The 24,867-nt window shown below is 37.8% G+C and carries 14 protein-coding genes; 8 read left to right on the forward strand and 6 right to left on the reverse strand.

What is annotated here, in order from left to right:
• Positions 1-43: 43 nt before the first annotated feature.
• Positions 44-457, reverse strand: a complete 414-nt coding sequence (gene ruvX / locus EDC17_RS14500; protein ID WP_132778762.1) for a Holliday junction resolvase RuvX — start codon at positions 455-457, stop codon at positions 44-46.
• Positions 458-535: 78 nt separating this feature from the next.
• On the opposite strand from ruvX, the gene def reads away from it, so the two are divergent.
• Positions 536-1,720 (forward strand): peptide deformylase, encoded by a 1,185-nt coding sequence (gene def / locus EDC17_RS14505; protein ID WP_132778763.1) that lies wholly within the window; start codon positions 536-538, stop codon positions 1,718-1,720.
• Between the two features lie 287 nt (positions 1,721-2,007).
• Here the strand turns inward: def and EDC17_RS14510 are convergent, their stop codons facing one another.
• Positions 2,008-2,325: a hypothetical protein gene (locus EDC17_RS14510; RefSeq protein ID WP_132778764.1), complete on the reverse strand. Its 318-nt coding sequence runs from the start codon at positions 2,323-2,325 to the stop codon at positions 2,008-2,010.
• A 433-nt stretch (positions 2,326-2,758) separates the two neighbouring features.
• Here EDC17_RS14510 and EDC17_RS14515 point away from each other — a divergent pair, with 433 nt between their 5' ends.
• The 7 genes from EDC17_RS14515 (at position 2,759) to EDC17_RS14545 (ending at position 16,380) form a co-directional block, all read left to right on the forward strand.
• Positions 2,759-5,302, forward strand: coding sequence for a cation-translocating P-type ATPase (locus EDC17_RS14515; protein ID WP_132778765.1), 2,544 nt, complete (start codon positions 2,759-2,761; stop codon positions 5,300-5,302).
• A gap of 264 nt (positions 5,303-5,566) precedes the next feature.
• On the forward strand, positions 5,567-6,796 hold the full coding sequence (locus EDC17_RS14520; RefSeq protein WP_243646169.1) for a YaiO family outer membrane beta-barrel protein: 1,230 nt from the start codon (positions 5,567-5,569) through the stop codon (positions 6,794-6,796).
• A gap of 37 nt (positions 6,797-6,833) precedes the next feature.
• A complete protein-coding gene (locus EDC17_RS14525; protein WP_132778767.1) occupies positions 6,834-10,736 on the forward strand; it encodes a PAS domain S-box protein in 3,903 nt (1,300 codons plus the stop codon).
• 1 nt (position 10,737) lies between these two features.
• Positions 10,738-11,097 carry a response regulator transcription factor gene (locus EDC17_RS14530; RefSeq protein ID WP_132778768.1) on the forward strand — a complete coding sequence of 120 codons (360 nt, stop codon included), beginning with the start codon at positions 10,738-10,740 and terminating at the stop codon, positions 11,095-11,097.
• A 1-nt stretch (position 11,098) separates the two neighbouring features.
• The gene (locus EDC17_RS14535; RefSeq protein ID WP_132778769.1) at positions 11,099-12,160 is read left to right on the forward strand and encodes a hypothetical protein; all 1,062 of its coding nucleotides are present in this window, start codon (positions 11,099-11,101) and stop codon (positions 12,158-12,160) included.
• Positions 12,161-12,226: 66 nt separating this feature from the next.
• Positions 12,227-15,580 (forward strand): sulfatase-like hydrolase/transferase, encoded by a 3,354-nt coding sequence (locus EDC17_RS14540; protein ID WP_243646170.1) that lies wholly within the window; start codon positions 12,227-12,229, stop codon positions 15,578-15,580.
• A 113-nt stretch (positions 15,581-15,693) separates the two neighbouring features.
• On the forward strand, positions 15,694-16,380 hold the full coding sequence (locus tag EDC17_RS14545; protein ID WP_132778771.1) for a glycoside hydrolase family 16 protein: 687 nt from the start codon (positions 15,694-15,696) through the stop codon (positions 16,378-16,380).
• 250 nt (positions 16,381-16,630) lie between these two features.
• On the opposite strand, the gene EDC17_RS14550 is transcribed toward EDC17_RS14545, so the two are convergent.
• The 4 genes from EDC17_RS14550 to EDC17_RS14565 all read right to left on the reverse strand — a co-directional run bounded on the left by EDC17_RS14550 (position 16,631) and on the right by EDC17_RS14565 (position 24,485).
• Positions 16,631-17,686, reverse strand: a complete 1,056-nt coding sequence (locus tag EDC17_RS14550; protein WP_132778772.1) for a glutaminyl-peptide cyclotransferase — start codon at positions 17,684-17,686, stop codon at positions 16,631-16,633.
• A gap of 196 nt (positions 17,687-17,882) precedes the next feature.
• Positions 17,883-19,877 (reverse strand): DNA primase, encoded by a 1,995-nt coding sequence (dnaG, locus tag EDC17_RS14555; RefSeq protein ID WP_132778773.1) that lies wholly within the window; start codon positions 19,875-19,877, stop codon positions 17,883-17,885.
• 87 nt (positions 19,878-19,964) lie between these two features.
• On the reverse strand, positions 19,965-21,560 hold the full coding sequence (locus tag EDC17_RS14560) for a RagB/SusD family nutrient uptake outer membrane protein (protein ID WP_132778774.1): 1,596 nt from the start codon (positions 21,558-21,560) through the stop codon (positions 19,965-19,967).
• 18 nt (positions 21,561-21,578) lie between these two features.
• Positions 21,579-24,485, reverse strand: coding sequence for a SusC/RagA family TonB-linked outer membrane protein (locus tag EDC17_RS14565; protein WP_132778775.1), 2,907 nt, complete (start codon positions 24,483-24,485; stop codon positions 21,579-21,581).
• Positions 24,486-24,867: the final 382 nt, after the last annotated feature.

Genomic DNA, 24,867 nt, shown 5'->3' on the forward strand with positions numbered 1-24,867 from the left:
CTATATCTTCCGAAAAGAATGAAATATCCTTTAATGCCATTGCTTAAAAACCTTTTGTGTCCATATATGTCTGTAAAATAAGTGTCGCCGACACCGAGTCAACTAGGCCCTTATTCTGTCTTTTATTTTTTTTCATGCCCGATTGTGCTATGGCTGATGAGGCCATCTTAGAGGTAAACCGCTCATCAACTTCGACTACCTGGATAGTGGGATATTCACGCTTCAAGCGACGCATAAAGCCCAGTACATGTTGAGCCGACTCTGAATCCGTACCATCCATCTGAAGAGGTTTACCAACAACAAATGTCTCGACCTGCTCGCTTATTAAATAATCTTTGAGATACGACCAAATATCCTGGGGATGGACTGTCGTCAGTGCTGTAGCTATTAGCTGCAAGGGATCGGAAACGGCTATTCCTATCCTTTTTGTACCGTAATCAAATGCCATTATACGCATAGTCTTGAAATTTTAGCAAAGGTACAATTCATAATTGAGGATAAAAATCTATAACTTTGGTAGAATATATTCATCACTATGCGACTTATTGTAATTATCCTACTCAGCTTAGCCACTTTTGGTGTACGCGGCCAATCCTATCAGCAGCAGATTGAGGATTATCGATCCGCATTAAAGGCTTCATATACTAAGGATGATTATGGTCCTTTGCGCAAAGAAAATATTCAATACTTGGATTACTATACCGCTTCTGCGGACTATCGGGTAGAAGCAGAAGTAGAGATGCTTATTGGGGAAAAACCATTTCGAATGCCTACCTATGACGGCACGAGCGACGAATATAAACGATATGCTTTATTACATTTTATAGTTAACGGTCAAAAACATACGCTGACAGTTTATCAAAGTGTAGCTTTATTCCAAAATCCGAAATATAAAGATTATTTATTCTTACCTTTCCTGGACCAGAGCAATGGTGTGGAAACCTATACGGGGGGCCGGTACATCGAACTGGATGCTTCACAAATTCGCTCGGGAAAAATTTTTATAGACTTTAACAAAGCATATAACCCTTATTGTGCATATAGTTCGGGCTACAGATGCCCTCAACCGCCTGCAGAAAACACATTGACGACATCAATTTTTGCTGGCGAGAAAGCATATAAAGGGCCTAAAAATGAACGAGCAGTCAATAAATCTATGGCAAAAAACTTCACTGAAAAAGAAAAATCCATCATATTAAATGGAGACAGTAGCACCAAGCTGCATGTTTTCCAAATTACAAATGAAAAAGAACTCGCCGTACTGAAAGCGCAGTCGCAAGACATAAAACACGATGACCCGTTATTAGAAACATTAGAAAAGAGAATGTTCTTAACGGTGCAAGACCCAGAGCATTCAGGAGTGGGGATAGCGGCTCCGCAGGTGGGTATCAATAAAAATCTTATATGGGTACAGCGTTTTGATAAGCCTGGGGAGCCCTTTGAATTTTATATAAATCCAAAAATCATTTGGCGTTCACAGTTAACAAAGTCGGGCCCAGAAGGATGCCTTTCCATTCCCCAGAGAAGGGAAGAAGTAGAGCGTAACTACGTTATTCGACTACAATATTGGGACAAAAAAGGAAATATCAAGGAAGAGAATATCGAAGGATTTACGGCGGTGATCTTTCAGCATGAGGTGGACCACCTATATGGTATACTATTTCCCGATAGACTCCAGGAGCAAGAGGCAAGAACTATAGATTTTAAACCCAAGCTTTAAAAATAATTTTCTCGCATCTGCTTTAAATGGTTGGTAAGGATTGTTATTTGACCCGAGATCTTGCTTTTTTAGTGCCAAATTCCCATACCTAGTTATCAGAGGGGTAAGCAACAGCATATAATACCTTAGCTTGCAGCTAAAACATCCTATATAATAATATTTACACACCACCTACATAAATGCCTCCTTGAGAGATACCCTATATTTTAATAGAGATGAATCCAGAAAGAAGCTTTACTGCTGATTTATTAAATGATTTATATTGGGATGGGATAACACGAAGAATACTAGAGGTGTTTAACCTCACTTATCTCAAATATTACAAAATCACACTTTCGGCGTAAAATTTCAACAGGCAGAATATTTTTCCTGATTTTTTCGTTATGACTTTTAATCATGATTTGAACCAATAAATCTTCCCTAACCGTATAAGGCTCAAAGACTGCATGCTCCTCCAAATAATCCTGCTCGGTGAAAAGCATATTTACATTATGGGCTTTACAATAGTCTAAAGCTAATTCCAGAGAAAATATTTTATTCATATCAATACTTTTATATAAATAAAAAAGTTCTTTTTTATACCAATTTAGTATAAAATTAGACATTAAAGTTAAATTTTATATAAAAAACAACCTAATTCTCATGTTAACAAACACATAAACTGTTCGTTCACAACGCATTAAGTTATTTCGAAAAACCAGATTTTGTTTTAATCTTCGGGCATAAATAGTGAAATATTCAACTACCATAAAACAGTAATTTTTATTTACAAAAATCCACAAGATATCTACCACTCTCCCATTTGTAGAGTAAAAGAATAATTAACTCAGCTGCGTATTTTAAAGATTTAGCCTAGAGCTAAGGTTTTTATATATAAAAATCATTTTTAGTCAGAAGTACAATTTTAAACTTCTTTTTTTATAATTTAGTATAATACTGATATATGATTATACTGCATGAAAACTCATTTTCTATAAAATGATATATTTTCATAGGTACTCCAATTTACCTTAGGAACTACAATATTCTACTTACCTTATGAACTACAATATTCCACCGCAATACACTGGACTTACCCAGGAACAATTAGAGCATTCAAGAAAAACTTACGGGTATAATCAGGTAAGTTCTATTAAAAAGATATCATGGTATAGCATGTTGCTAGCGATTTTAAAGGAGCCTATGACGCTTTTATTAATTGCGGTAACGCTTATCTATTTAATGGTAGGTAATTATTCTGAGGCTATTTTTATGTCTTTTGCCATAATTGCAGTTTCAAGCATTTCATTTTATCAAGATAATCGAAGCAAGAAAGCTCTAGAGGCCCTAGAACAATTAAATGAACCCTTAAGCACGGTCATTAGAGATTCTGTGGTGATAAAAATACCTACTAATGAGCTCGCCGTTGGAGATCTATATATTATAGAAGAGGGAAAAATGATTAACGCAGATGGGGAAATAGTATATAGCAATGATTTTTCTGTCAATGAATCTTCTCTTACTGGGGAAAGCTACTCTGTTTTTAAAAGTTCAGAAACAGAAGATAAGAACGTATATAGTGGAACCATGGTGGTCTCAGGTTTGGCAATAATGAAGGTCCATCAAATTAGCAAGCATACCAAAATTGGCAAAATTGGTGAGTCCTTACATGCTATTAAGGAAGAGCAGTCTCCCCTGCAGATTCAAATTACCAAATTTGTGAAAGGGATGGCCAGTATTGGTATTATTGTCTTTTTATTAGTTTGGGCCTTCAGTTTTTGGCAATCTCGCAGCTTCATTGAAAGTCTTCTAACTGGATTGACTTTAGCTATGTCGATTTTACCCGAGGAAATACCCGTTGCCTTTACCACATTTATGGCCTTAGGAGCATGGAAGCTCATGCGTCAAGGCGTTCTAATCAAACGCAGTAGTGTAGTAGAAACTCTAGGGAGTACCACTGTTATATGTACAGACAAGACAGGAACTATTACGCAAAATTCTATGGGGTTAAAGTTATTATTTGATTACCAATCCAACAAGATATTTGCTGACCATGAATTTGATGCCGTTCAACTAGCAGACCTCATACAATACGCCATGTGGAGCAGCGAACCTGTCCCTTTTGATCCCATGGAAAAGACCCTACATCAAATCTATACAGTCACACAGGTCTCTGATTTTAGAAAGGATTTTCAGATGATTCACGAATATCCCCTGGAGGGGAAGCCCCCTATGATGACCCATATTTTTGAAAACTCTTTAAAAGAAAGAATTATTGCCGCAAAAGGTGCCCCTGAGGCCATTCTTGCTGTCTGTAATCTGAGTGAGCAGCAGAAAAACAGGCTACGACAAGAAATTTCAAATTTCGGTAAACAAGGGTACAGAGTATTAGGGGTTGCTAAATCCGATTATATGGAGAGTACATTTCCGGAAAACCAACAAGATTTACCTTTTGAATTTTTAGGATTTACGGTGTTTTACGATCCGCCGAAAAATAATATTCAGCAGGTATTTAAAAAAATATATGCTGCGGGAATAAAGGTAAAAGTTATTACGGGAGACAACTCGGATACCACCAGTGCAATAGCTCAACAAGCAGGAATAATAAATCATACAGCAGCAGTAAATGGATCAGAAATTATTTCCTATACCGAGGAAGAACTGAAACTCTTGTCCCGCAAAACTACACTATTCACCCGGATGTTTCCTGAGGCAAAACTAACGCTGGTTAATACATTCAAAAAGGACGGCGAAGTGGTTGCAATGCTGGGCGATGGCGTAAATGATGCCCCCGCATTAAAAGCCGCTAATATTGGCGTGGCTATGGGCATAAAGGGTACAGAAATCGCAAAAGCAGCAGCTTCCTTAGTCATTACCAATGATGATTTAGAAAAGTTAATTACAGGTATAGAGGCTGGTAGAAGAATCTACACGAACATAAAAAAAGCTATACAATATATCATATCCATTCATATACCCATCATACTCACTGTATCCTTACCTCTATTTTTTGGATGGATATATCCCAACATATTTACCCCCATTCACGTCATATTTTTAGAGCTAATTATGGGGCCAATCTGCTCGATTGTGTATGAAAACGAACCTCTAGAGAAAAATACGATGTTACAAAAGCCGCGCGAAATGTCAGACACCTTTTTAAGCTGGAAAGAACTTAAGTCCAGCATCATCCAAGGGCTAGCAATTACATTAGGGATTCTTTTTGCCTACCAGTGGGCCGTAACAGGCGGCAGTGATGAAGTAACTACCCGAAGTATAGTTTTTTCGACCTTAGTGTTTGCCAACGTATTTTTAAGCTTAGTCAACCGATCTTTTGTGTACAGTGTGCTTGAAAGCTTAAAAAACAACAATAAGCTCTTTCCAATCTTTCTGAGCGCTTCGCTAGTGTTGCTGCTGGCTATTCTATACATTCCAGCATTTGCCTCTTTTTTTCAAGTACGAGCAATTAATTTTCAAGAATTGATAGTTTGCCTATTTTTAGCTTTTGTCTCGGTAATGTGGGTTGAACTTTACAAGTGGGTAAAAAGAAAAAAGATGCCGATGAATGGTTCTCCGGCAAGCCAAGAGCAAGAGGTGAAATAAACTACAAAAAGAGATATTTTACGATAACTGGCGTATTGGGCTCTAACTCTTATAGGTGAGCAGGAAAGGCGCACTGTATTGCACTAATATTTTCTTTAAAAAAACAATTTATTGTATTTCAACTCCTTATGTTTAGTGGCTTTCAACAACAAAAACCGCAATAGTTTGTATTAATTGTAGAGTTGTATAATATGTAGACACAATTGTATATATTTATAGCATTTAACAAGTTCTCCGACTCTACATTTGCCTATGAAGTCTTATATGATATCGCTTATTTTAAGCGTTCTTACAACAATTATCCTCTACGGACAAACAGAAAGTTTGTCATCTGATGAATTATTTATGCGCGCTCGTGATGCTGCTTTTGAATCCAAAGATTACCCACAAGCAATTGAGCTCATAAAATCGGCCATACAAAAGTCGCCCGATTACACGGATCTGCATATTTTCCTGGGCAGGCTTTACACATGGAGTGACAATATAGATTCTGCCCAGATGGTTTTTGATAATCTACATAGTAAGAAAGTAAAGGATGAAGATTTTTACCTAGCTTATGGGTATTTACTTTATTGGAATAATATCAATCAAATTGCAGAAATAATCATTAATGAAGGACTTGGCGAGCATCCCACTTCCGAGGATTTACTGCTGCTTGATAGCAAGTTCAAGTATGGCATCAAGGCGTACGAGCAGGCGGAGAAATCCGTTGAGCGCTTACTGTCTATAAATCCAAAAAATACGGAAGCTCATTCTTTAGCGCAAAACTTAAAATCCTATACCGCAAAAAATGCGATAAGTATCAACTATGATTTTACACATTTTGATAAGCAATTCGCTGACAACTGGCATATTCTGGGTCTCAGCTATAAAAGAGCTACCTCCTTGGGTTCGATTCTATTTAAGACAAATTATGCAAATAAATTTGCAGACACCGGGGTACAATTTGAGTTAGAGGCCTATCCTCGCATTAGTAAGATGTTTTATTTATATGTAGGTGGCGGATATTCTGAGAATGTAGGGATATTCCCTAAATATAGAACAGGAGTTTCTCTTTATGCCAATCTACCCAAAAGCTTTGAAGGAGAAATAGGATACCGACAATTGTACTTTTCCAGCAATATTTGGCTTTATACCGTGTCTATAGGAAAATATTACCAAAACTTATGGTTTAACCTAAGGACCTATCTTTCCCCTGATCAAGATAACATATCACACTCCTATACAGGAACAGTACGTTACTACCTAAAAGGGGCGAATGATTATTTGGGATTACAGATAGGGACCGGTATTAGTCCCGAAGAAAACAGAAATAATCTTTTAGTAGAAGATACCTTTAAACTTAAAACATATAAAATAGGTGCGAATTATAATTTCTCTATTCAAAAGAGGAACTTAATAAATATTTCTGCTACTTATTTCAATCAAGAATATATGCCTGCCCAAAAAGGTAATCAATACGATTTGAGTATCGGTTACAGCAGAGTTTTTTAAGAAAACTCTAGGGTATATATTATCTATATGCTGTATTATGAAAAAGACTTTCCCTATACCTACCAATGAAATTCAAAGAATTAACAGGCTTCGTGAGTATGATCTCTTGGGCCTAGGTAAGGATCCTGAATTTGATATCTTCGCACAATCAGCTACCTTGATTACCGGATGCGCAGCTTCTTTAATATCTATAATGGAAGATGATATTCAGCGTATTCAGAGTTGTATTGGTTTAGAGCTTGATAAAGTAGATAGACAGCAGACAGTTTGCCAATATACCATAATGAGCAAAGAACCGCTTATTATACCTGATACCCGAAAGGATCCAAGAACATCCAGCAACTCAATCATTAAACAAGGGAGAATATTATTTTATGCAGGGGTTCCAATAATTGACCAGGAAGATATTGTACTAGGAACTATATGCGTCATAGATTATAAAACAAATCACCTGACAAAAGAACAAATCCATTCCTTACAGCTTCTGGCAAAAGCTGTAAGCCAGTTATATAGCCGTAAGAAAAAAGAGTTAGAATCGGGTTATTATAAAAATATATATGAACATACGCAAAATATGATTTGCGTTATGGATTTTGATCTCACAATTAAACAAGCAAATCCTATATTTCAAAAGCTTTATTTACAAAGTAAAGCCCCCAGCAACTATGTGAATTTTATAGAGGTTGTAAATTGTGAAAAAGATAAACTAATAAAGTATATTTCTAAAAGTATCAAATACGGTAAAAGTAATTGCCAGACAGTATGTGTAATAGACCATAAAGAGTTACATATAGACTGGACTTTTAAGTATAACTTGAAATTTAAAGAGATTTTTGCTTTTGGCAGAGATATAACTATTGAAAGTGTTGAAAGACAGAAATTGGAGTTCTCAGAACGCAAATTCAGAAACTTCTTTGAAAATAGTATTGGTCTGACCTGTCTGCATGATCTTCAGGGCAATATACTGGAAATTAATGAAAAAGGGTGTCAAATGCTTGGCTATAGTCTTGATGAGGTAGTGGGTCGCAACATCATCGATTTTATTCCCCAGGAAAGAAAAAAACATTTTCCCGCCTATTTAGCGGAATTCACGAAAAATAATGAGACCAAAGGTATCATAACATTAATTACTAAATCCGGGGAAATACTCTATTTCCTTTATCACAATATCGTGGAAAAAGATACCCAGCGTACCCCGTATGTGGCCAGCACCTCTTTAAATATTACCGAACAGAGAAAGCTAGAACTTGATTTAAGACACACCAAAGAGTTATTGGAACAAGTAAATGCTGTAGCTCAAGTTGGTGGCTGGGAAATAAATACAGCTAATCAAACTATTAAATTTTCAGCATCTGCCAAGTCCATTTTTAATTTCTCCAAGACTTCGGTAATAGACATGGCGGGATGGATAGATCTTTTTGAGGATGATTATAAAACATCCCTGGAGCATGCCTTAGAGCAGGCTAAAGAAAATATAAAAGGGTTCGACATACAGTTAAAACTAAAACAAAAAAATGGCGACTCTATTTGGGTACGTCTGAAAGGTATACCTGAGTGTCATGATGGCAAATGTTCACGTATATATGGGATTATTCAAAATATTAATAAAGGCAAAAAGCTTTATTTAGAGGTCGAGAAAAAGGAAGCTATGCTACGCACCTTTGTGGAATTCGTTCCCGCATCTGTCGCTATGTTAAATCACAATTTTGAATTTCTATTCTATAGTAAGCAGTGGTATGAAGAGTTTGGTATAAATTTAAAGCGTATCAAGAATAAGAATCTTTTTTCTCTATTCCCAAATCTACCTGAAGAACGAAAAGAAATATACTTAAATGCTTTAAAGGGCATTACCTACAAAAATAACAATGAGCGAATTCAATTTCGAGAGGACGAAGAGCCTAAACACTTAAATTGGGAGGTAAGGCCATGGTATATCTCCAAAGGTGTCGTGGGGGGAATCATCATCTTCGCTCAAAATATCTCTTCATATGTAAAGATTAATAAGGAATTAGTGGCCGCTAGGAAAGCCGCGGAGCTGGCCAATAATGCCAAATCGGAATTCATTGCAAATATGAGTCACGAAATTCGTACACCACTTAACGGTGTGATCGGTTTTTCAGAGCTACTGATGCATACCGCTATTAATCACAATCAGTTGCAATATCTGAAGTATATACACGAATCTGGCAATAGCCTCTTGCATATTATTAATGATATCTTAGATTTCTCAAAGATTGAAGCCGGAAAGTTAGAGCTCTTTGTCACGCAAAACAATATTTATGATTTAGTTACCCAAGTGATTGGTGTGGTGATATTACAGGCGGAGCAGAAAGGTTTGGAGCTGATAATCGACCTGGATCCCTTAATACCTAAATACATGATTTACGATCATGAGAGGCTTAAGCAAGTACTGGTTAACCTGATTGGAAATGCCGTAAAATTCACCAAGAAAGGGGAAATAAGACTTAGACTATTACTGCTTAAGAAATCAAAGACCAAAAGCAGGGTGCGCTTCTGCGTAGAGGATACAGGGATTGGTATCGCCAAAAATAGACAAGACACAATTTTTCAAGCCTTTTCACAGGCGGACAATTCTATTAATAAAACCTATGGTGGTACAGGGCTTGGTCTGACAATATCCAATAAAATACTAAAGCAGATGAACAGTAATCTTGCAATAGATAGCGACATCGGTCAAGGTAGTACGTTCTACTTTGATATGGAAATGGATTATAAGGAATCTGCAGAGGTTTTAATTATACCTTCTAACATTAAAAAAGTGCTGTTGATAGAAGCAAACCTAACCGTTAGCACAATCATAAAAAAACTTCTTACCTCCAGGAATATTAAAACAATTGAGCACAGGGATTTCATTTCGGCGAGCGCTATTTTGGAGGAAGAAAAAGACTTTGATCTGCTGCTAGTTGATTACAACCAACTTAATAATTCAGAAAAAGCTCGCCTAGGCGAGCTGAGCATTTCCACCCCAATCATACTTATGCACTCTGTTTCCAAAAATGAAAATGAGTTAATGGAATTTGAGAAGCACAAATCCGTCAATAGATTGTTGAAGCCATTTACTCCCGAATCTTTATTCCACACAATTACAGAACTGGATGAAAATGTGGGTAAGAAGAAGTCTTCAGATATCATTTATATCGAAAAGCTAGATATTAAGGATTTCAAGAATTTTGCACCTGTTATTTTAACGGCAGATGACAATGAAATTAATATAGAATTAAATTACAAGTTTATTAATGAATATCTTCCTGAGGCCAAAATATTGAAGGCCTATGATGGGGCACAAGTAATTGAGCTATGCAGAGAGCATAAGGTTGACCTGATATTAATGGACATTCAAATGCCGGTAATAGATGGTATTGAGGCTGCAAGACAAATACGGGAAATGGAAAGTTATCACAGCACGCCGATTATCGGCGTGACGGCAGGTTTTCTAACCCTTGACAATAAAAATGCGGAGGTGAAAAACTTTAATGAGATATTACATAAGCCCATAAAACTAAAAAATATAGAAAACATATTAATGAGTTACCTAAATTCTTTCACAAAATTTCAAGTAAGCGAAGAGCAGAACTTAGATGTTTCCGACTTTGATGTGAACACATTAAACCAAAACTTTGTGGGTGACGAGGAATTTAAATCCTATTTTATGGATTTAATAGTCAAAGAACTTAATTCTACCATAACGCAAATTAAGACCTGTCAAGCTGAGGAGAATAGGGAAAATCTAAAAGGCATATTGCACAAATTAAGGGGCTCGGCATCCACTATTGGGATGATTAAGCTAGCTCAAAAATCATTGCATTACGAAAAACAACTAGAAGAAAATGCGCTAAATGATAATTCAAGTGCATACCAGGACATCATAGCAGAAATTAAAAGGAGTTTAGCCATACTGGAAAATCTTAAAAATGAATAACATGAAAATTTTATTAGCAGAAGACGACGAATTAATTTTAAGAACTATTGAGCACAAATTAAAAAATGAAGGATATGATGTCATATTATGCCGAAACGGGCAGGAAGCTATTGATCAACTCTTAGAGACAAAACCTGAGCTCATAGTTACCGATATCATGATGCCCTTTGCCTCGGGCATAGAGATTCTCTCGGCTATACAAGAAAACGGAATTAATACCAGTGTAATCGTATTATCGAGTTTGGGCCAGGAAGATGTTGTTGAAGAGGCTTTCCTTTTGGGGGCCTCAGATTTTATGATTAAACCATTTAATCCCAATGAATTGGTATTAAGAATCAAAAGGTTACTGCGCTTTAAATAAGATGATACTCCTAAAAATTGAACTGCATAGTCTTACCGTTGCGCTCTCGGCATTGCTGCTATTAGTCATAGTACTTATAGTCGCTGTCATTATTTATGGATATAGAAACTTTCAGCTAATAAATAATGCGCGAGATTGGAAACGATTAATTGAAGATAAGTTGAGCTACGCTATTTTTAACGGTATAGATGCAATTTGGGCTGATCAGGAATTTATTGCACGTGGGAAAAGTAAAAATTTTAAAAAAATTTTTACATCCGTATTGATTGAATCGGATCAAAGATTTATTGGAGAGGCACATAAAATTCTCAAAGACATATTTTATAAGTTTAATCTCGATGAGATGGCCTTTAAGAATTTACAAAGCAATAATATTTATCACAATGTACGGGGCATACAGGTAATGACAGCTCTTGATGTGCAAGAGGCTTTACCCCATATTACCGCACTTTTGCAGCATAAAAATCCCTATGTATATTCCGAGGCGCAGTATAGTGTAGTTCGTTTTAATGGCTTTAAAGGTCTCACCTTTTTAGATACTTTAAAGCAGCCACTATCCTTGTGGCAACAAATGCGTCTTGTTCAAGCTATTCAGCTCGTTTCAGTAGCAGACTATGATGCTATAGCAGTATGGCTCAAGAGTGAAAACTTATCTGTTATAGCTTTTGCCTTATCGCTCATACGCAAATTTAGAATCCATTCATTGCATGAGCAGGTTGTAAGTTTATTGCAACACGATGCCATTGAGATACGTATCAATTCTGTTAAAACTTTACAAACCATTGAACAAACCGATACGGCAGATATTTTAATAAATAGCTATGAACGGCAGGAGATGCTAGTGAAAGTCCAAATTTTAAAATTCATAGAGCGTAGCGCAAATAAAAATTATAATAACTTCCTTAAACACATTTTAGAGAATGAAACGGATATACACCTACAAATTCAGACTGTCCGTCTTTTAAAACTGTTTAATGAAGAGGCTTACTTGCAGCAGAAAATACAGCAGATTTCTGTTGACCAAAGTCTACAAAAGGTTTTACAAAACGCATTAGCTCGATAATTTATGACTGATTTTTCGCATGTTATATATGAAATTGTAGTATGGCTGTTCCTGCTGTACTCCATTATGATATTCTTAATATATTCATGGGTAGGGATTTATGCTTTCGGGGCACTAAAGAAATACACCGAACTTAATCAATACACGGATTATAAGCTTATTGCTAGCAATCCCAATGCACCGACCTTCAGCATCATAGCTCCTGCTTATAACGAAGGGATGACTATTGTGGATAACGTAAGGTCGCTTCTGTCGTTATACTACAATAATTTGGAAATAATTATTGTTAATGATGGCAGTAAAGATGATTCGATAGAGCGGTTAATTAAAGCATACAATCTAGAACTTATTCCTTTTGACTTAGTTGAAATTATACCGACCAAGGAGGTTAAAGGTATTTATAGAAGTAAAAATCCTGCCTTCAAAAAGCTTATTGTTGTCGATAAATTAAATGGGGGAAAAGCAGATGCCCTTAATGTGGGAATCAATGTCTCTAAAGGCAATTATATAGTCTGCATCGATGTGGACTGTATTTTGGAGCAAGATGCCCTTTTAAAACTAGCTAAGCCCTTTATGGACCAAACCAAGGAGCGTGTGATCGCTTGTGGAGGTGTTATTCGCTTGGCTAACAATTGTAAAATTGTAAATGGTAAAATCGTCGAAGTAAATTTACCCAAGAGCTGGCTGGGGCGATTCCAAGCTTTAGAATATATACGGGCCTTTGTACTGGGCAGAATGGCTTGGTCACGGGCCTCAGGATTGATTTTAATATCAGGTGCTTTTGGCGCATTCGATAAAGATTTGGTGCTCAAATGTGGGGGTTATGACCCTAAGACCGTCGGTGAAGACATGGAACTCGTCGTGCGTATGAGACGCTATATGGAGGAGCATAAGATGAAATATACCGTGCTCAACATATCCGATCCGTTATGCTGGACAGAAGTCCCGGAATCTATAAATATTCTAAAAAAACAACGCAACCGTTGGATGAGAGGCACCATTGAGACGCTATGGAAGCATAGAAAGCTGATGTTTAATCCAAAGTATGGAAGATTAGGCATGGTGAGCCTTCCCTATTGGTTCTTTTTTGAATTCTTAGGGCCCATTGTCGAATTTGTGGGATACTGCGTCTTCATATTATTCTTACTGTTTGGCATTATTAATTGGCCTTTCTTCTTTACCCTGTTTATTCTAGTAGTTGCCTCTGGCATTCTATATTCTATCTACGCTTTAATACTTGATTTGATGTCACATCAAGTATATACCAAACTCAAAGATCTACTCCTTCTTATTGGCACAGCCATTCTAGAGCCGTTCTTTTTTCATGGAAGAGTGGTGATGGCAGGTGTATCGGGTTTAAGAGATTATTTTCGAAAAGAGCACAGTTGGGGAGAGATGACAAGGCAAGGGTTTCAACAGGCTACAACCAATGAAAGCTTGGGATCTAGAATTAAAAGAACAGTTTTCTGGGCCTTGCGCAACTATACACCCATAGCTTTTGCTTTTTTGCTCCTGTATATGGCAAATGTGGGATTAGAGGCTTACTGGTATAATACCAAGTTTCACGAGCAAATTTATTCGGCTGTATACTTTAATCTCTTTATTGACAATCTTACCTTTATTATACAGTTTTTAGCAGCATTCAGCATCATTTATCTGCTGCTATTATATATTGGCTTTAAATATATAAACGGTTTACTGATAAGTATATTCTCTATATTTATTTTAATTCAAGTTATCTTATTTTTATACTTTACGGAATCTCAAAACCTTTTGGGCGCTGATGTTTTCTTTTATAGTTTTGATGAGCTAAAGCAGATCCTCAGTACAAGTGGCATGTTAAATATCAAAAATATTGCACTTCTTCTACTGATAATTTTTATAGCTGTCGCACCTTTGGTTATTGTAAGCCGCTATAAATCAAAAAGACCATATGCTGGTGGGATTTTAACTCTCACCGGTCTTCTGTTAGTGATCTTACCTTTCAATTTCACAAGCAATCTAAAGGATAAGAATGAGTTTTATGCACATGCTTCGATCAGCAAATGGAAATATTTTCTTCAAACGAATTTTATAAATTATGTGGGCGCAAATTTTCCCTGGATGAATAATTGGAGTTCAGCTAACGGAAGCAGAAAAGAGGACTTAGGCCCATACCCCTTCCTTCGTGCTGATGATACCAAAGATCTTTTAGGCAAATACATGAATACTACGGATCGCAGACCCAATTTATTTATATTAATTATTGAAGGACTTGGTCACGCGTATAGTTCGCCAAATGGGTATATAGGGAATTTCACACCATTTCTAGAGTCATTAAAACAAAAGTCTCTATACTGGGAGAATTGTATAAGCTCCTCGGGAAGGACATTTTCTGTACTTCCGACATTAATAGGCTCCCTTCCCTTTGCTAAAAATGGATTTCTAGAACAGAATGAATATCCTTTGCACTTTAATCTGCAGAACATATTCAAACATAACGGTTTTACAACGGGATTCTATTATGGTGGTGATGCAACTTTCGACAAGATGAAAAACTATTTGGAATTTAATCAAGTAGACAATATCATAGATATTACGCGTTTCCAAGAGCCCTATAAGAAATTACCGGCAGCAAGTGGCGAGAGCTGGGGATATGAGGATCAAGCTGTGCTTAATAAAATGTTAGAAATGACAACTGAGCAATCCCCTTATGTGAATGTTATACTGACGCTCTCGACCCACAGTCCCTTTCTAGTTAATAAGCAGCAGTATTATGAGAAAATGTTCGATGACCAATTAAGCATCCTTAATTTACCCCTAGAGAAGAGAAAACTGGCCGTTACATATAAGAAACAACTGACCACGGTGATAAGCGTAGATCAAGCGCTGAAGGAATTTTTTGACGCTTTTAAGCAGCGCTCAGATTATGAAAACACTATTTTTCTTATTACTGGAGACCACAGTATGCCTGAAATTGTCCTACAGAATAAAATCGACAGGTATCATGTCCCTCTAATTATTTACTCTCCTGTTTTAAAATCTACGGCTACATTCAAACATATTGTCAGCCATTTTAATGTGGCTCCTACCCTTTTATCCTTTTATAAGAATAATTATAATATGCATACGCCCACGCAGGTTACCTGGATTGGAAAAGGACTAGATGTGGGCGGCTCTGCTTCAGGCTATGGGATCCCTATCATGCAAAGTAAGACGCAACTCGAGGATTTTATTTATGCGAATTACCACTTATCCAATAATGAGCTGTACAGGATAAATCCAGATTTAACTTCGGACAAGGAGTCTAATGATTCCAAAGCAAGTTTAATAAAGAATGAATTTGACAGCTTTAAAGCAAAAAATGAAAAATTTTTATTAAATAAATCATTAATGCCGGATTCGGTATACCATCGTTATTTCGATAAGCTTAAAAATTGATATTTCTTAGATGAAGAAAAAAAATTGGTATAAGTACGTGTATGGAAAGGTCGACGAGAATACATATTATAATAATGGCTTATGTTGGATTAGCCACACTGAATCAATGTACTGTGAAAAAAGCTATATCTCTGGAAAATGAAAACCGTGTAATTGATTTTTCAGGATACAATTGGATTGTACGGGACACCTATGATCGTAAAATGGGACCTGGACCGAATTTATTCAGTAATTCCGAAAAAAATGTTTGGGTAGACAAAACCGGTAAATTACATTTAAAAATAGTAAAGCGTAAAGGAGAATGGTATTGTTCAGAGGTTACGCTGGATAAAAAAGTTGGTTATGGGAAATATGTTTTCTATATAAACTCCTCGCTTTCATCATTAGACGAAAATATTGTGGCAGGATTATTTACCTATTTAAATGATCATCAAGAGATTGACATTGAATTTTCTAGATGGTCGGTGCCAGATAATGAAAATGCACAGTATGTGGTACAGCCACATGATTTCCCCGATAACCAGCATCGATTTAACTTGAATGATTCAACGCGAAACACCGTTCATAGCTTTGAGTGGTTAGAAAATAAAATAACTTTTGAAAGTAGTTTTAAAGATCATTCTGCTGAGCAGCACGTGCAGCAATGGGTATATAAGGGTATACATATCCCAAAGCAAAGTAATGAAAGATTGAAAATAAATTTGTGGTTATATAAGGGTAAAAGTCCTCAGCAGGCAGCAGACCATGAACTGGTTGTGGACAGCGTAAAATTTATACCGCTAGACACGAATTTCCGTTAAATTTCAAAAACAAATAGGGGCAGGCTTAAAGGGGAATAGTTATTGTTCGGTAAAAGTTTTTTAAGATAAAAAATCGCGCTCTGTTGGAAAAATAGAGCAGTCGTGCTCAAGGCGCTCTTGAAGTGATAAAACTTATTGCTCCATATTTATACGCTGCAAGCATTATTCGCGCAGTTGAGCGATAAACTATATTTGAGGAAAACGAAAAAGGAGTAAAAACGATTCGTTTCTACTCCTGTTCTAATTTATCTTATCGTTCTAAAAGTTCGATTTCATACAATTTCGGCCAAAGTTTTCCGGTTACAAAAAGACGTTTTCCTTGCCCATCGTAAGCAATGCCATTCATTTCATTATCTTCAGTCTTTCGCCCATCGGAATATAAGCCAACTAAATTGATCCTTCCTTCTACTACCCCTGTTTTGGGATCAATAATGACGATGATATCTTGCCCATATATATTTGCATAAACCTTGCCGTCAATATATTCCAGTTCATTGAGACTTCGTACGGGACCATTCTCATCATATACCGCTACTGAATGCTCTTCTTTGCCTGTTTGAGCATTCAAAAAAAACAATTGATGTGAGCCATCAGATTTTATCAGTTGGGTCCCATCATACGTCACCCCCCAACCTTCCTGACTTTTCTCATAGTTAAATTCGCCAACTTTCTCAAATGAACTTTTGTCGTAGAAGAATCCTTTATTTTTTTCCCAACTTAAAAACACTATTCTATTGCCCACTATTGTCATTCCCTCACCAAAAAATCCCGTAGGCTTCTCCATCTTCAGCACGTTTCCTGTTTTTAAATCGACTTTTCGAAGAGATGTCACAACACCCTGCTCTTGCAAATGACTCGGGTTTCCCGTTGTTTCATACAATACCCCATCGGCATATTGTAAGCCTTGCGTATATGCTTTAGAGTCATGCGGATATTCGTTAACCACCTTAAAGGCGTAATTTTTAGCACTTGAGGGTAATACGATGATATTACTGTAAGCAATATCTTCTTTGCCTTGAGCATATAATTTAGCCGACAGCGAACGGTCCCCATAGCCAATCTTTTTGGTGTCTAAAACGATGCTAGAAGTGTCTTTTTTTGTTAAATACGCCTGTCCATCAATTGAATACACTACAGAATCTAATGACGTAGAGGGGAAATTAAGTTTTACTATCACCTGCTCCCCATAAGCTACTCGCTTGCCTGATTCAGGGTGTAGGAATTCAAATTTTCCTTTTTGAGTTTTACAACCCGCCAACATGATTAAGGCAAATAAAACAAATCCTGAAATTTTCTTAAAATGCATATTTTCTATTTTTATCACTCTAAAAGCTTCTTATGATTAAACAATTTTTTTACATACTGAATAAGCGGCAGCACCATCTCTGCTCTAGCTACTTGGTGGTTATCATATTTATATCTTCTACTGCCCTTAGCTTTCAAATATAAAAAACTCCTTATTTATTGGTGCAGACTACTTTTTTAATCAAAATAAAACTATTTTATTTAATTACAATATTTCCCAGTAATTGACCAAGCATTTTTTCTGCTTCTTTTAATTTTTGGTATTTATGTAGCTCGATCTCCAAATCCTCAGGAGATAAATCTTTCTTCATTTCCTCGCGCACCTTAAACATTTCGCGCTCGAATTTTCTTTTTTTTATCCGATAGATTGCCTGTACCACTAAATTTTGAAGATGCTCGATTTCCTGAGTAACATATATCTTTCGCTTATCATCATTCCAATTGGGGCTTATCTCATATTTGCTGGCGATGCAATCTATAGCCAGGCTGGCTACATCTTTATCCGCTGAGGAAATAAAAAATTTAGCTTCCGGTATCTGATAATTTTCAGCCTGTCTTTTGAATTCATCTATAATCTTGCTGCATGCCTGATCCTCAAAGTCAATATCATCCATGCTTGCCAGCAAATAAGCTGCAACAGGTATATCTCCCTCCCCTTCCCATGTCACTGGCTCGGCACCATAGTTGAGAAAAATACGCACAATCTCCCGCTCTTGCAAGAGCTCCGAGGTAATGGTATTTGATTTATTTGTACCGCTATCGCTCGCCTCTTCTATCTCCTGCTGGGTCAGAAATAAGTCTGCAGGAGGCATATCTGGAGCCCCATCTGCAGTTTCAGGAAATGATCCCGAAAGACGGGAGGCAGCCTTCCTGTCCGCTGATTTCGCGCGGTTTATTCTTATTTTATTTAGTTCGGTAAGCAGGACTCTCTCTTGGATATCCAATAAGGTGCTACATTGCTTAATAAAGATGGACACCTTAATTTCATCAGGGATCAATGAAATGCTTGTTACCACCTCGCGGATCACCTCGGCTCGCTTTATCGGATCCTGCTGAGCATCTTTAAGTAGTATACGCGTTTTGTAAAAGATAAAATCCTCCTGATGCTTTTCAATATACGCTTTGAAAGCAGCAGAACCGACCTGTTTGGCATATGAATCCGGGTCATTGCCATCGGGGAAAAGCAAAACTTTTACGTTCAATCCCTCTTCCAAAAGCATATCCGTGCCGCGGAGTGACGCTTTAATACCAGCGGCATCCCCATCATAAAGGATGACTACATTTTTTGTAAAACGGGATATAAGCTTTATCTGCCCGGTCGTCAGCGATGTGCCGGAGGAGGACACGACATTTTCTACTCCCGCTTGATGCATGGCTATAACATCGGCATACCCCTCCACCAGGTAGCACAAGTCAGCATCCATTACGGCTTTTTTCGCAAAATTTAACCCGTAAAGTACATCTGACTTATGATAAATTTCGGATTCCGGTGAGTTAACATATTTCGGTGTCGATTTCTCCGTTTTGAGTGTTCTGCCTCCAAAACCTATAATGCGTCCAGTAAGATTATGGATAGGAAATATAACGCGTCCCCTGAAGCGGTCATAGAGTGATTTATCATCTCGCTGAATGGCCAAGCCTATATCCAGTAGATATTCATCTTGAAAACCAGCCTTTTTTGCCTCCTCGATAAGTTGCGTCCATTGGTCGGGAGAATAGCCCAACTCGAATTTTTGGATTATATCTTCACGGTATCCACGCTCTTTAAAATAGGACAAGCCTATGGAACGACCAGCTTCCGTTTCCCACAGCGTATTACGAAACCATTTGCCCGCCCACTGGCTAAGTACATACAGGCTTTCGCGCTTGTCTTGGGCCGCCATTTGTGCCGGAGTGCGTTCTACTTCTTGGATTTCTATACCATATTTATTACCTAGGTAACGTATAGCCTCGGGATAGGAGAACTTCTCCAGCTCCATTACAAACTTGAGCGAGTCTCCTCCGACTCCGCATCCAAAGCATTTGTATATACCCTTGGCAACAGACACATGGAAAGAAGGAGTTTTTTCATTGTGAAATGGACAGTTACCAATTAGTGAAGTGCCTCTTTTCTTTAAATCCACAAAATCCCCTACCACCTCTTCAATGCGAGCCGTCTCCAATACTTTCTCTACAATTTCCTTCTTTATCACCGTCCAGTTACTATTATATATATCTACTTATTCAAATTTAGAAATAAAAAAAGAAAGGTAACCTATACTTGTTACCTTTCCTATCTTTTAGTATCCTGGATTTTGCACCAAGCCCGGCTCTACACGTAAGCTATTTTCGTGGAAAGGCCACAAATAATTATGGGGAAGAAAAGATCTATCCTCAATTTTAAGGGATTCTTTCCTGCCATCGACTATTCGTGTATGCCCCATCGCCGGCTCATTCAATACATTTTCAGCTATTCTCCAACGCAAGATATCGTCGTAACGTAAGCCTTCTCCTGCAAGTTCAGTTCTTCTTTCATTTCTTATCAGCTCCACCCACTGCTGTTGCGTTTTGGAGGTTAAATTCACATCGGCGAGAGTCATATCTAATTTCGCTCTTCTTCTTAGCTGATTGATACAATCTTTAGCCAGATCATCGATATCATTCATCATGATTTTTGCCTCCGCATACGTTAGCAGAACTTCTGCATAGCGCAATAAAGGAAAATGCATATTTCCTCCTGATCTGAATGCATCGGTTTCATCCACAAATTTCTTAAACCAATACCCCGATTTGCTGGATCTTTGATTCTCGAAATACATTAAACTCGAAGGGTTATAAATATCAATTCTTTCGCCAGAAAACATGTCTCCATGGCCAAAGATACTCGATGCTAAACGGGGATCTCTATTAAGCTTTGGATTTAACTCATATTCCTGTTTGGTATGCAATGGGCAATTGTCTATTGTACGTCCTTGCAGAGTCCAGTAAGAGTCTACCAATGATTTTGTAGGCACTACATAGGATTGACCATTACCCGTACGAAATTGTGGTGCCAAATCTCGGAAGGAGTTTGTTGCTGAGTTGTTATGAGAGACCATGTCAAATTTCATAATAAATTCTTTATTGGTCTTGTCCGCTTTATAGTTAAACAAGTCTCCATAGGTAGGGTGCAACTGGTATTTGCCGCTATCCATTATTTCTTTAGCTAACTTTGCCGCAAGCTCATACCGGCCATTATATAACGCATAGCGCATGACCAAAGCTTTGAAAGAATAACGGTTAAACATATACGCGTCAGTAATGTATTCATCAGCGGGGAGTCTATTTGCAACTTCCTCGGCAAGGGGGAAAAGCTGATCTAGTATTTCCTCCTTAGGAGTCGGGGGCTGAATGGCCGATTCAATTGTTGCGGGCTCCAAAAAGAAAGGAACATTTGCCCATCGGCTGGTTAATTTAAAGTAGTGCCATATACGTAAGGCTTCTAATATACTTTTAAACTTGGTGCGCACAGCTTCATCCTCCACATAGGGAATGTGTGCGTTGGCGATAAAGGTATTCAAGCGGCCCATATGCTTCATCTGCAATTCATAATAATACAGGAAAGCAGGTGTATTGGCATTAAAGTTACCATTGGCTATTCGCTGGTGGTGGTCACCTTCGATTCTGCTATAAGCGTTATCACTTTTTCCATCCTCTAAATAAAAAAGGATACCTCGAGCCCCCACGGAAGTAAATACGTCGGTATAGCTGCTATAGACCACTCGTCTTAAGTCTTCTTCGGTATTAAAAAACTCTACAAATGAAGTAGCAGTCGGATCTGTTTTATCGAGAAACTTTTCGCAGCCCGTAAATGTGGTCGCTGCTAGTAAGCCAATTAATAGGATTGATTTTTTCATTTTTTTACTTAATAAGAATTAAAAAATTGTAGCTCTTATCCCAAAACTATAAGTAGCCATGCGCGGGTAATTACCGTTACCGCCATTACGTTCTGGTTCTAAACCTTCAAATTTGGTGAACGTTATGGCATCTTGGGCGTTTACATATACTCTAACATTCCGGAATGTATTTCCCCATTTGGGAAACGTGTAACCCAGCTGTAACATTTTAATACGGAAGAAAGAGGCGTCCGAAAGCCACACATCACTCAAGAAAGTATTTGTACTGGAGCCTGTCCAAACGCGAGGGAACCGGCTGTTTGGGTTCTCCGGCGTCCATCTATTGTCTGCATATTCCTGACGCGGTGCACCTAATGCATTGCTCGATCCATCGACAAGGATAGGATATCCCTCTTGTCCATTCAGACGTGCCGTGCGTCTTCCTACTCCCTGCCCTAAGGTTGCAAAATCCCAGCGTTTGTATTTCAAGCTCAGGTTCAAGGAATAATTCAAATGCGGGAAAGGATCTCCTAAGTTTACTCTATCGTCATCATTAATGATACCGTCGCCATTCTGATCCACATATTTAATATCGCCAGCAAGGGTGTTGGGCATCTTGGCTGTAGTATTCTCTATTTCTGTTTGGTCACGGAAATATCCCGCTGTCTGGTATCCATAATAGTTATCGATTGCAATGCCATTATACCATATTTTATCATTGGTGTCTTTAAATATCAAGGTATCCGCGCTGCTGTATCCGGCTTTTAAAACACGGTTTTCATTATCAAATAACATACCTCCAATGGAATATTCTACTTGCCCGACTTTATCGGACCATGTAGCCGAAATTTCGTATCCCTTATTTCTTACCTCTCCAATATTCACGGCTGAAGTTAGGTAGTAGGAACCCGTTAATGGTGGCACTGGAAAATCCGAGTAAATCAAATCATAGGAGAACTTATCGTAAACTTCGGCCGTTACGCTTAATTTATTATTTAGCAATCCTAAGTCTACCCCCACATTCCACTGCTTTTGTTTTTCCCAAGAGAAATTATAGTTGGGCACGCGCATGGTCCAGCCCCAGGTGTTAACAACTTCTTGCCACAAGTAGGGCAAAACATTCTCATTACCTATTAACCCATAAGATCCTCTAATTTTGAAATTTGTTATTGCTCCGCTACTGCGCACAGACTGCATAAAAGATTCGTTATGTAAGTTCCAGGCAATGGCTGCCGAAGGGAAAAAACCCCACTTTTGCCCTGGAGCAAATTTAGAACTCCCATCCGAGCGAGCTGTTAGCTCCAGTAGGTATCTATTGTCAAAGGAATAATTTAGTTTACCAAAAAATGAAGCTTTATTTACCTCCCTATAATCGGTATAATTATAACTCATCATCTCCGCTCCCGCCGTCAAGTATATTTTATCTCTGTCCTGCCGTAAATCTTTGGTGTAATTTACAAGGGCTCTGGCTGTAATTTGACTTTCGCTGACACCTTGGCTTGCTTCTACCGAATTAGCCCATATAGTGGCTGGTTTGCCATTTTGATCCAAAAATTTGAAGGTGGATCTTACCGACTTATTAGCCGATTTATTGATCATGTATGACACATTACCTTCTATATTCAGGTTCTTATTTAAGAAATATTTAGGACGCAAATTGATGGTACTTCTATCATGCAGGTAGTTCTTGGTACCCCCATGGTTAATTGAAGCTAAAGGGTTCAGGTTGTTATGCAAGATATAATGATCTGGATATTCAGATTCGAAATAAATCTGCTGAGTAGGGTTCATTCTCCAGGCAATCTGATATAAGCCATGTCCATCATCGTTGGCCAGCAAGCGGTTAACCTGAAGTCTGTGGGCATAGAAGTCTGCTAATAAAACGAACTTATCAGCAATATTTACATTTGTATTAAAACGTGCTGAAAATTTCCTTGAACCTTCTATATCATTAAGGCCGCTTTCATTGATATGACCTAACATAAGATTGAAAGTCCCTACACCCCCTCCCCCAGAAATACTTGCGGATTGATTCTGTGACCAAGATTTTTTTTGCATCACTTCACTCAGCCAATTTACTGAACGTGTTTCACCAGATTCGGCTTTGCTGATATCCTCCGGGGTAAACAAAAGATTTTGCCCCTGCATGCCGCGGGCTTCATTATTTAATTTCATATATGTGCCGGCGTCTACAAAATCAGGCAAATCAATTGCTTGATCAATTGCCCCCCAGGCATTCAAATCCACTTTGAATTGCCCCGTAGACCCTCTTTCAGTTTCTATAATGATTACGCCATTGGCCCCTCTGGAACCGTACATGGAGGTGGATGCCGCATCTTTTAGAACCGTTAGGCTTTTAATCTGGTTAGGATCAATATCCGTTAAGGATTGTTCCATACCATCAACGATAACCAAAGGTGCAGCATTTTGTAGCGTGCTGACCCCACGTATAGCTATGCTTCCAGGCACGGAGCCGGGCAAACTATTGCCTTGAAGCATGGTAACCCCTGGAATTGTTCCGCTAAAAGCCTGTTCCATTTTCATAATAGGTCTAGTTTTTACAGCATTCATATCCATTTGGGCAACCGAGGAGGCAACGTGTTTCCTATCGACTGAGGAATACCCCATAACCACGACCTCATCAATTCCTACATTCTTTTCTTCTAAAATAATGTTCAGTTGATTTCTGTCACCCACAGTGACTTCCTGATCTTCATATCCAACGGCCGAAAAAATTAATGTTGCTGTTGGACCGCTAATTCTGATTTCAAAATTCCCTCCCCCATCAGATACTGATCCGATGTTGGACCCTTTGATTAAAATACTGGCATTTGAAATTGGTCGATTTAAATTATCTTTTATAGTTCCTACAATCGTTCTGCCCTGCTGGGCAATAACGGTAGAAACACAAAAGATAACTACTACTAAAAATAATAGCCTTTTCATAGTGATGTTGATAATAAGTTGATTAATGGAAAACAAGATAGGGATTACCTTTTTAAATAGGTAACTATTGGTAAAAATTCACGAATAAAAAAGGTGTTACATTCCATCCTTTCTCCTGATTCTTTTAACAATATTTTTCTGCTTAAACCATTAAGCTATCCATTGTTTATAATAAAAGGAAGAAATTTATCGTGCACTGAGGTTGCAAAAAATATAGACTGTATTATAAATCTTTCGTACTTTTGTGAAAGTATTTAACTTTTAAAAAAAGTTGCACAATAAAAAGTGGAAGTGTAAAGCAAACTGTGTCATTGAGCTCTAAATAGATATAGGTCCCCTTCGGACCTATATCTATTTAGAGCCGCCGAAGGCTTTCATTCTC

This window comes from Sphingobacterium alimentarium, from assembly GCF_004342685.1.
GTDB classification, from domain to species: Bacteria; Bacteroidota; Bacteroidia; order Sphingobacteriales; family Sphingobacteriaceae; genus Sphingobacterium; species Sphingobacterium alimentarium.

Bases quoted from the DNA above. Each gene is read 5' to 3' on its own strand.
- EDC17_RS14565 (WP_132778775.1), bottom strand. From the start codon at position 24,485: ATGAAAAGGCTATTATTTTTAGTAGTAGTTATCTTTTGTGTTTCTACC.
- EDC17_RS14550 (WP_132778772.1), bottom strand. From the start codon at position 17,686: ATGCATTTTAAGAAAATTTCAGGATTTGTTTTATTTGCCTTAATCATG.
- EDC17_RS14560 (WP_132778774.1), bottom strand. From the start codon at position 21,560: ATGAAAAAATCAATCCTATTAATTGGCTTACTAGCAGCGACCACATTT.
- ruvX (WP_132778762.1), bottom strand. From the start codon at position 457: ATGCGTATAATGGCATTTGATTACGGTACAAAAAGGATAGGAATAGCC.
- EDC17_RS14525 (WP_132778767.1), top strand. From the start codon at position 6,834: ATGAAAAAGACTTTCCCTATACCTACCAATGAAATTCAAAGAATTAAC.
- EDC17_RS14535 (WP_132778769.1), top strand. From the start codon at position 11,099: ATGATACTCCTAAAAATTGAACTGCATAGTCTTACCGTTGCGCTCTCG.
- EDC17_RS14540 (WP_243646170.1), top strand. From the start codon at position 12,227: ATGATATTCTTAATATATTCATGGGTAGGGATTTATGCTTTCGGGGCA.
- EDC17_RS14515 (WP_132778765.1), top strand. From the start codon at position 2,759: ATGAACTACAATATTCCACCGCAATACACTGGACTTACCCAGGAACAA.
- def (WP_132778763.1), top strand. From the start codon at position 536: ATGCGACTTATTGTAATTATCCTACTCAGCTTAGCCACTTTTGGTGTA.
- EDC17_RS14520 (WP_243646169.1), top strand. From the start codon at position 5,567: ATGATATCGCTTATTTTAAGCGTTCTTACAACAATTATCCTCTACGGA.
- EDC17_RS14530 (WP_132778768.1), top strand. From the start codon at position 10,738: ATGAAAATTTTATTAGCAGAAGACGACGAATTAATTTTAAGAACTATT.
- EDC17_RS14510 (WP_132778764.1), bottom strand. From the start codon at position 2,325: ATGTCTAATTTTATACTAAATTGGTATAAAAAAGAACTTTTTTATTTA.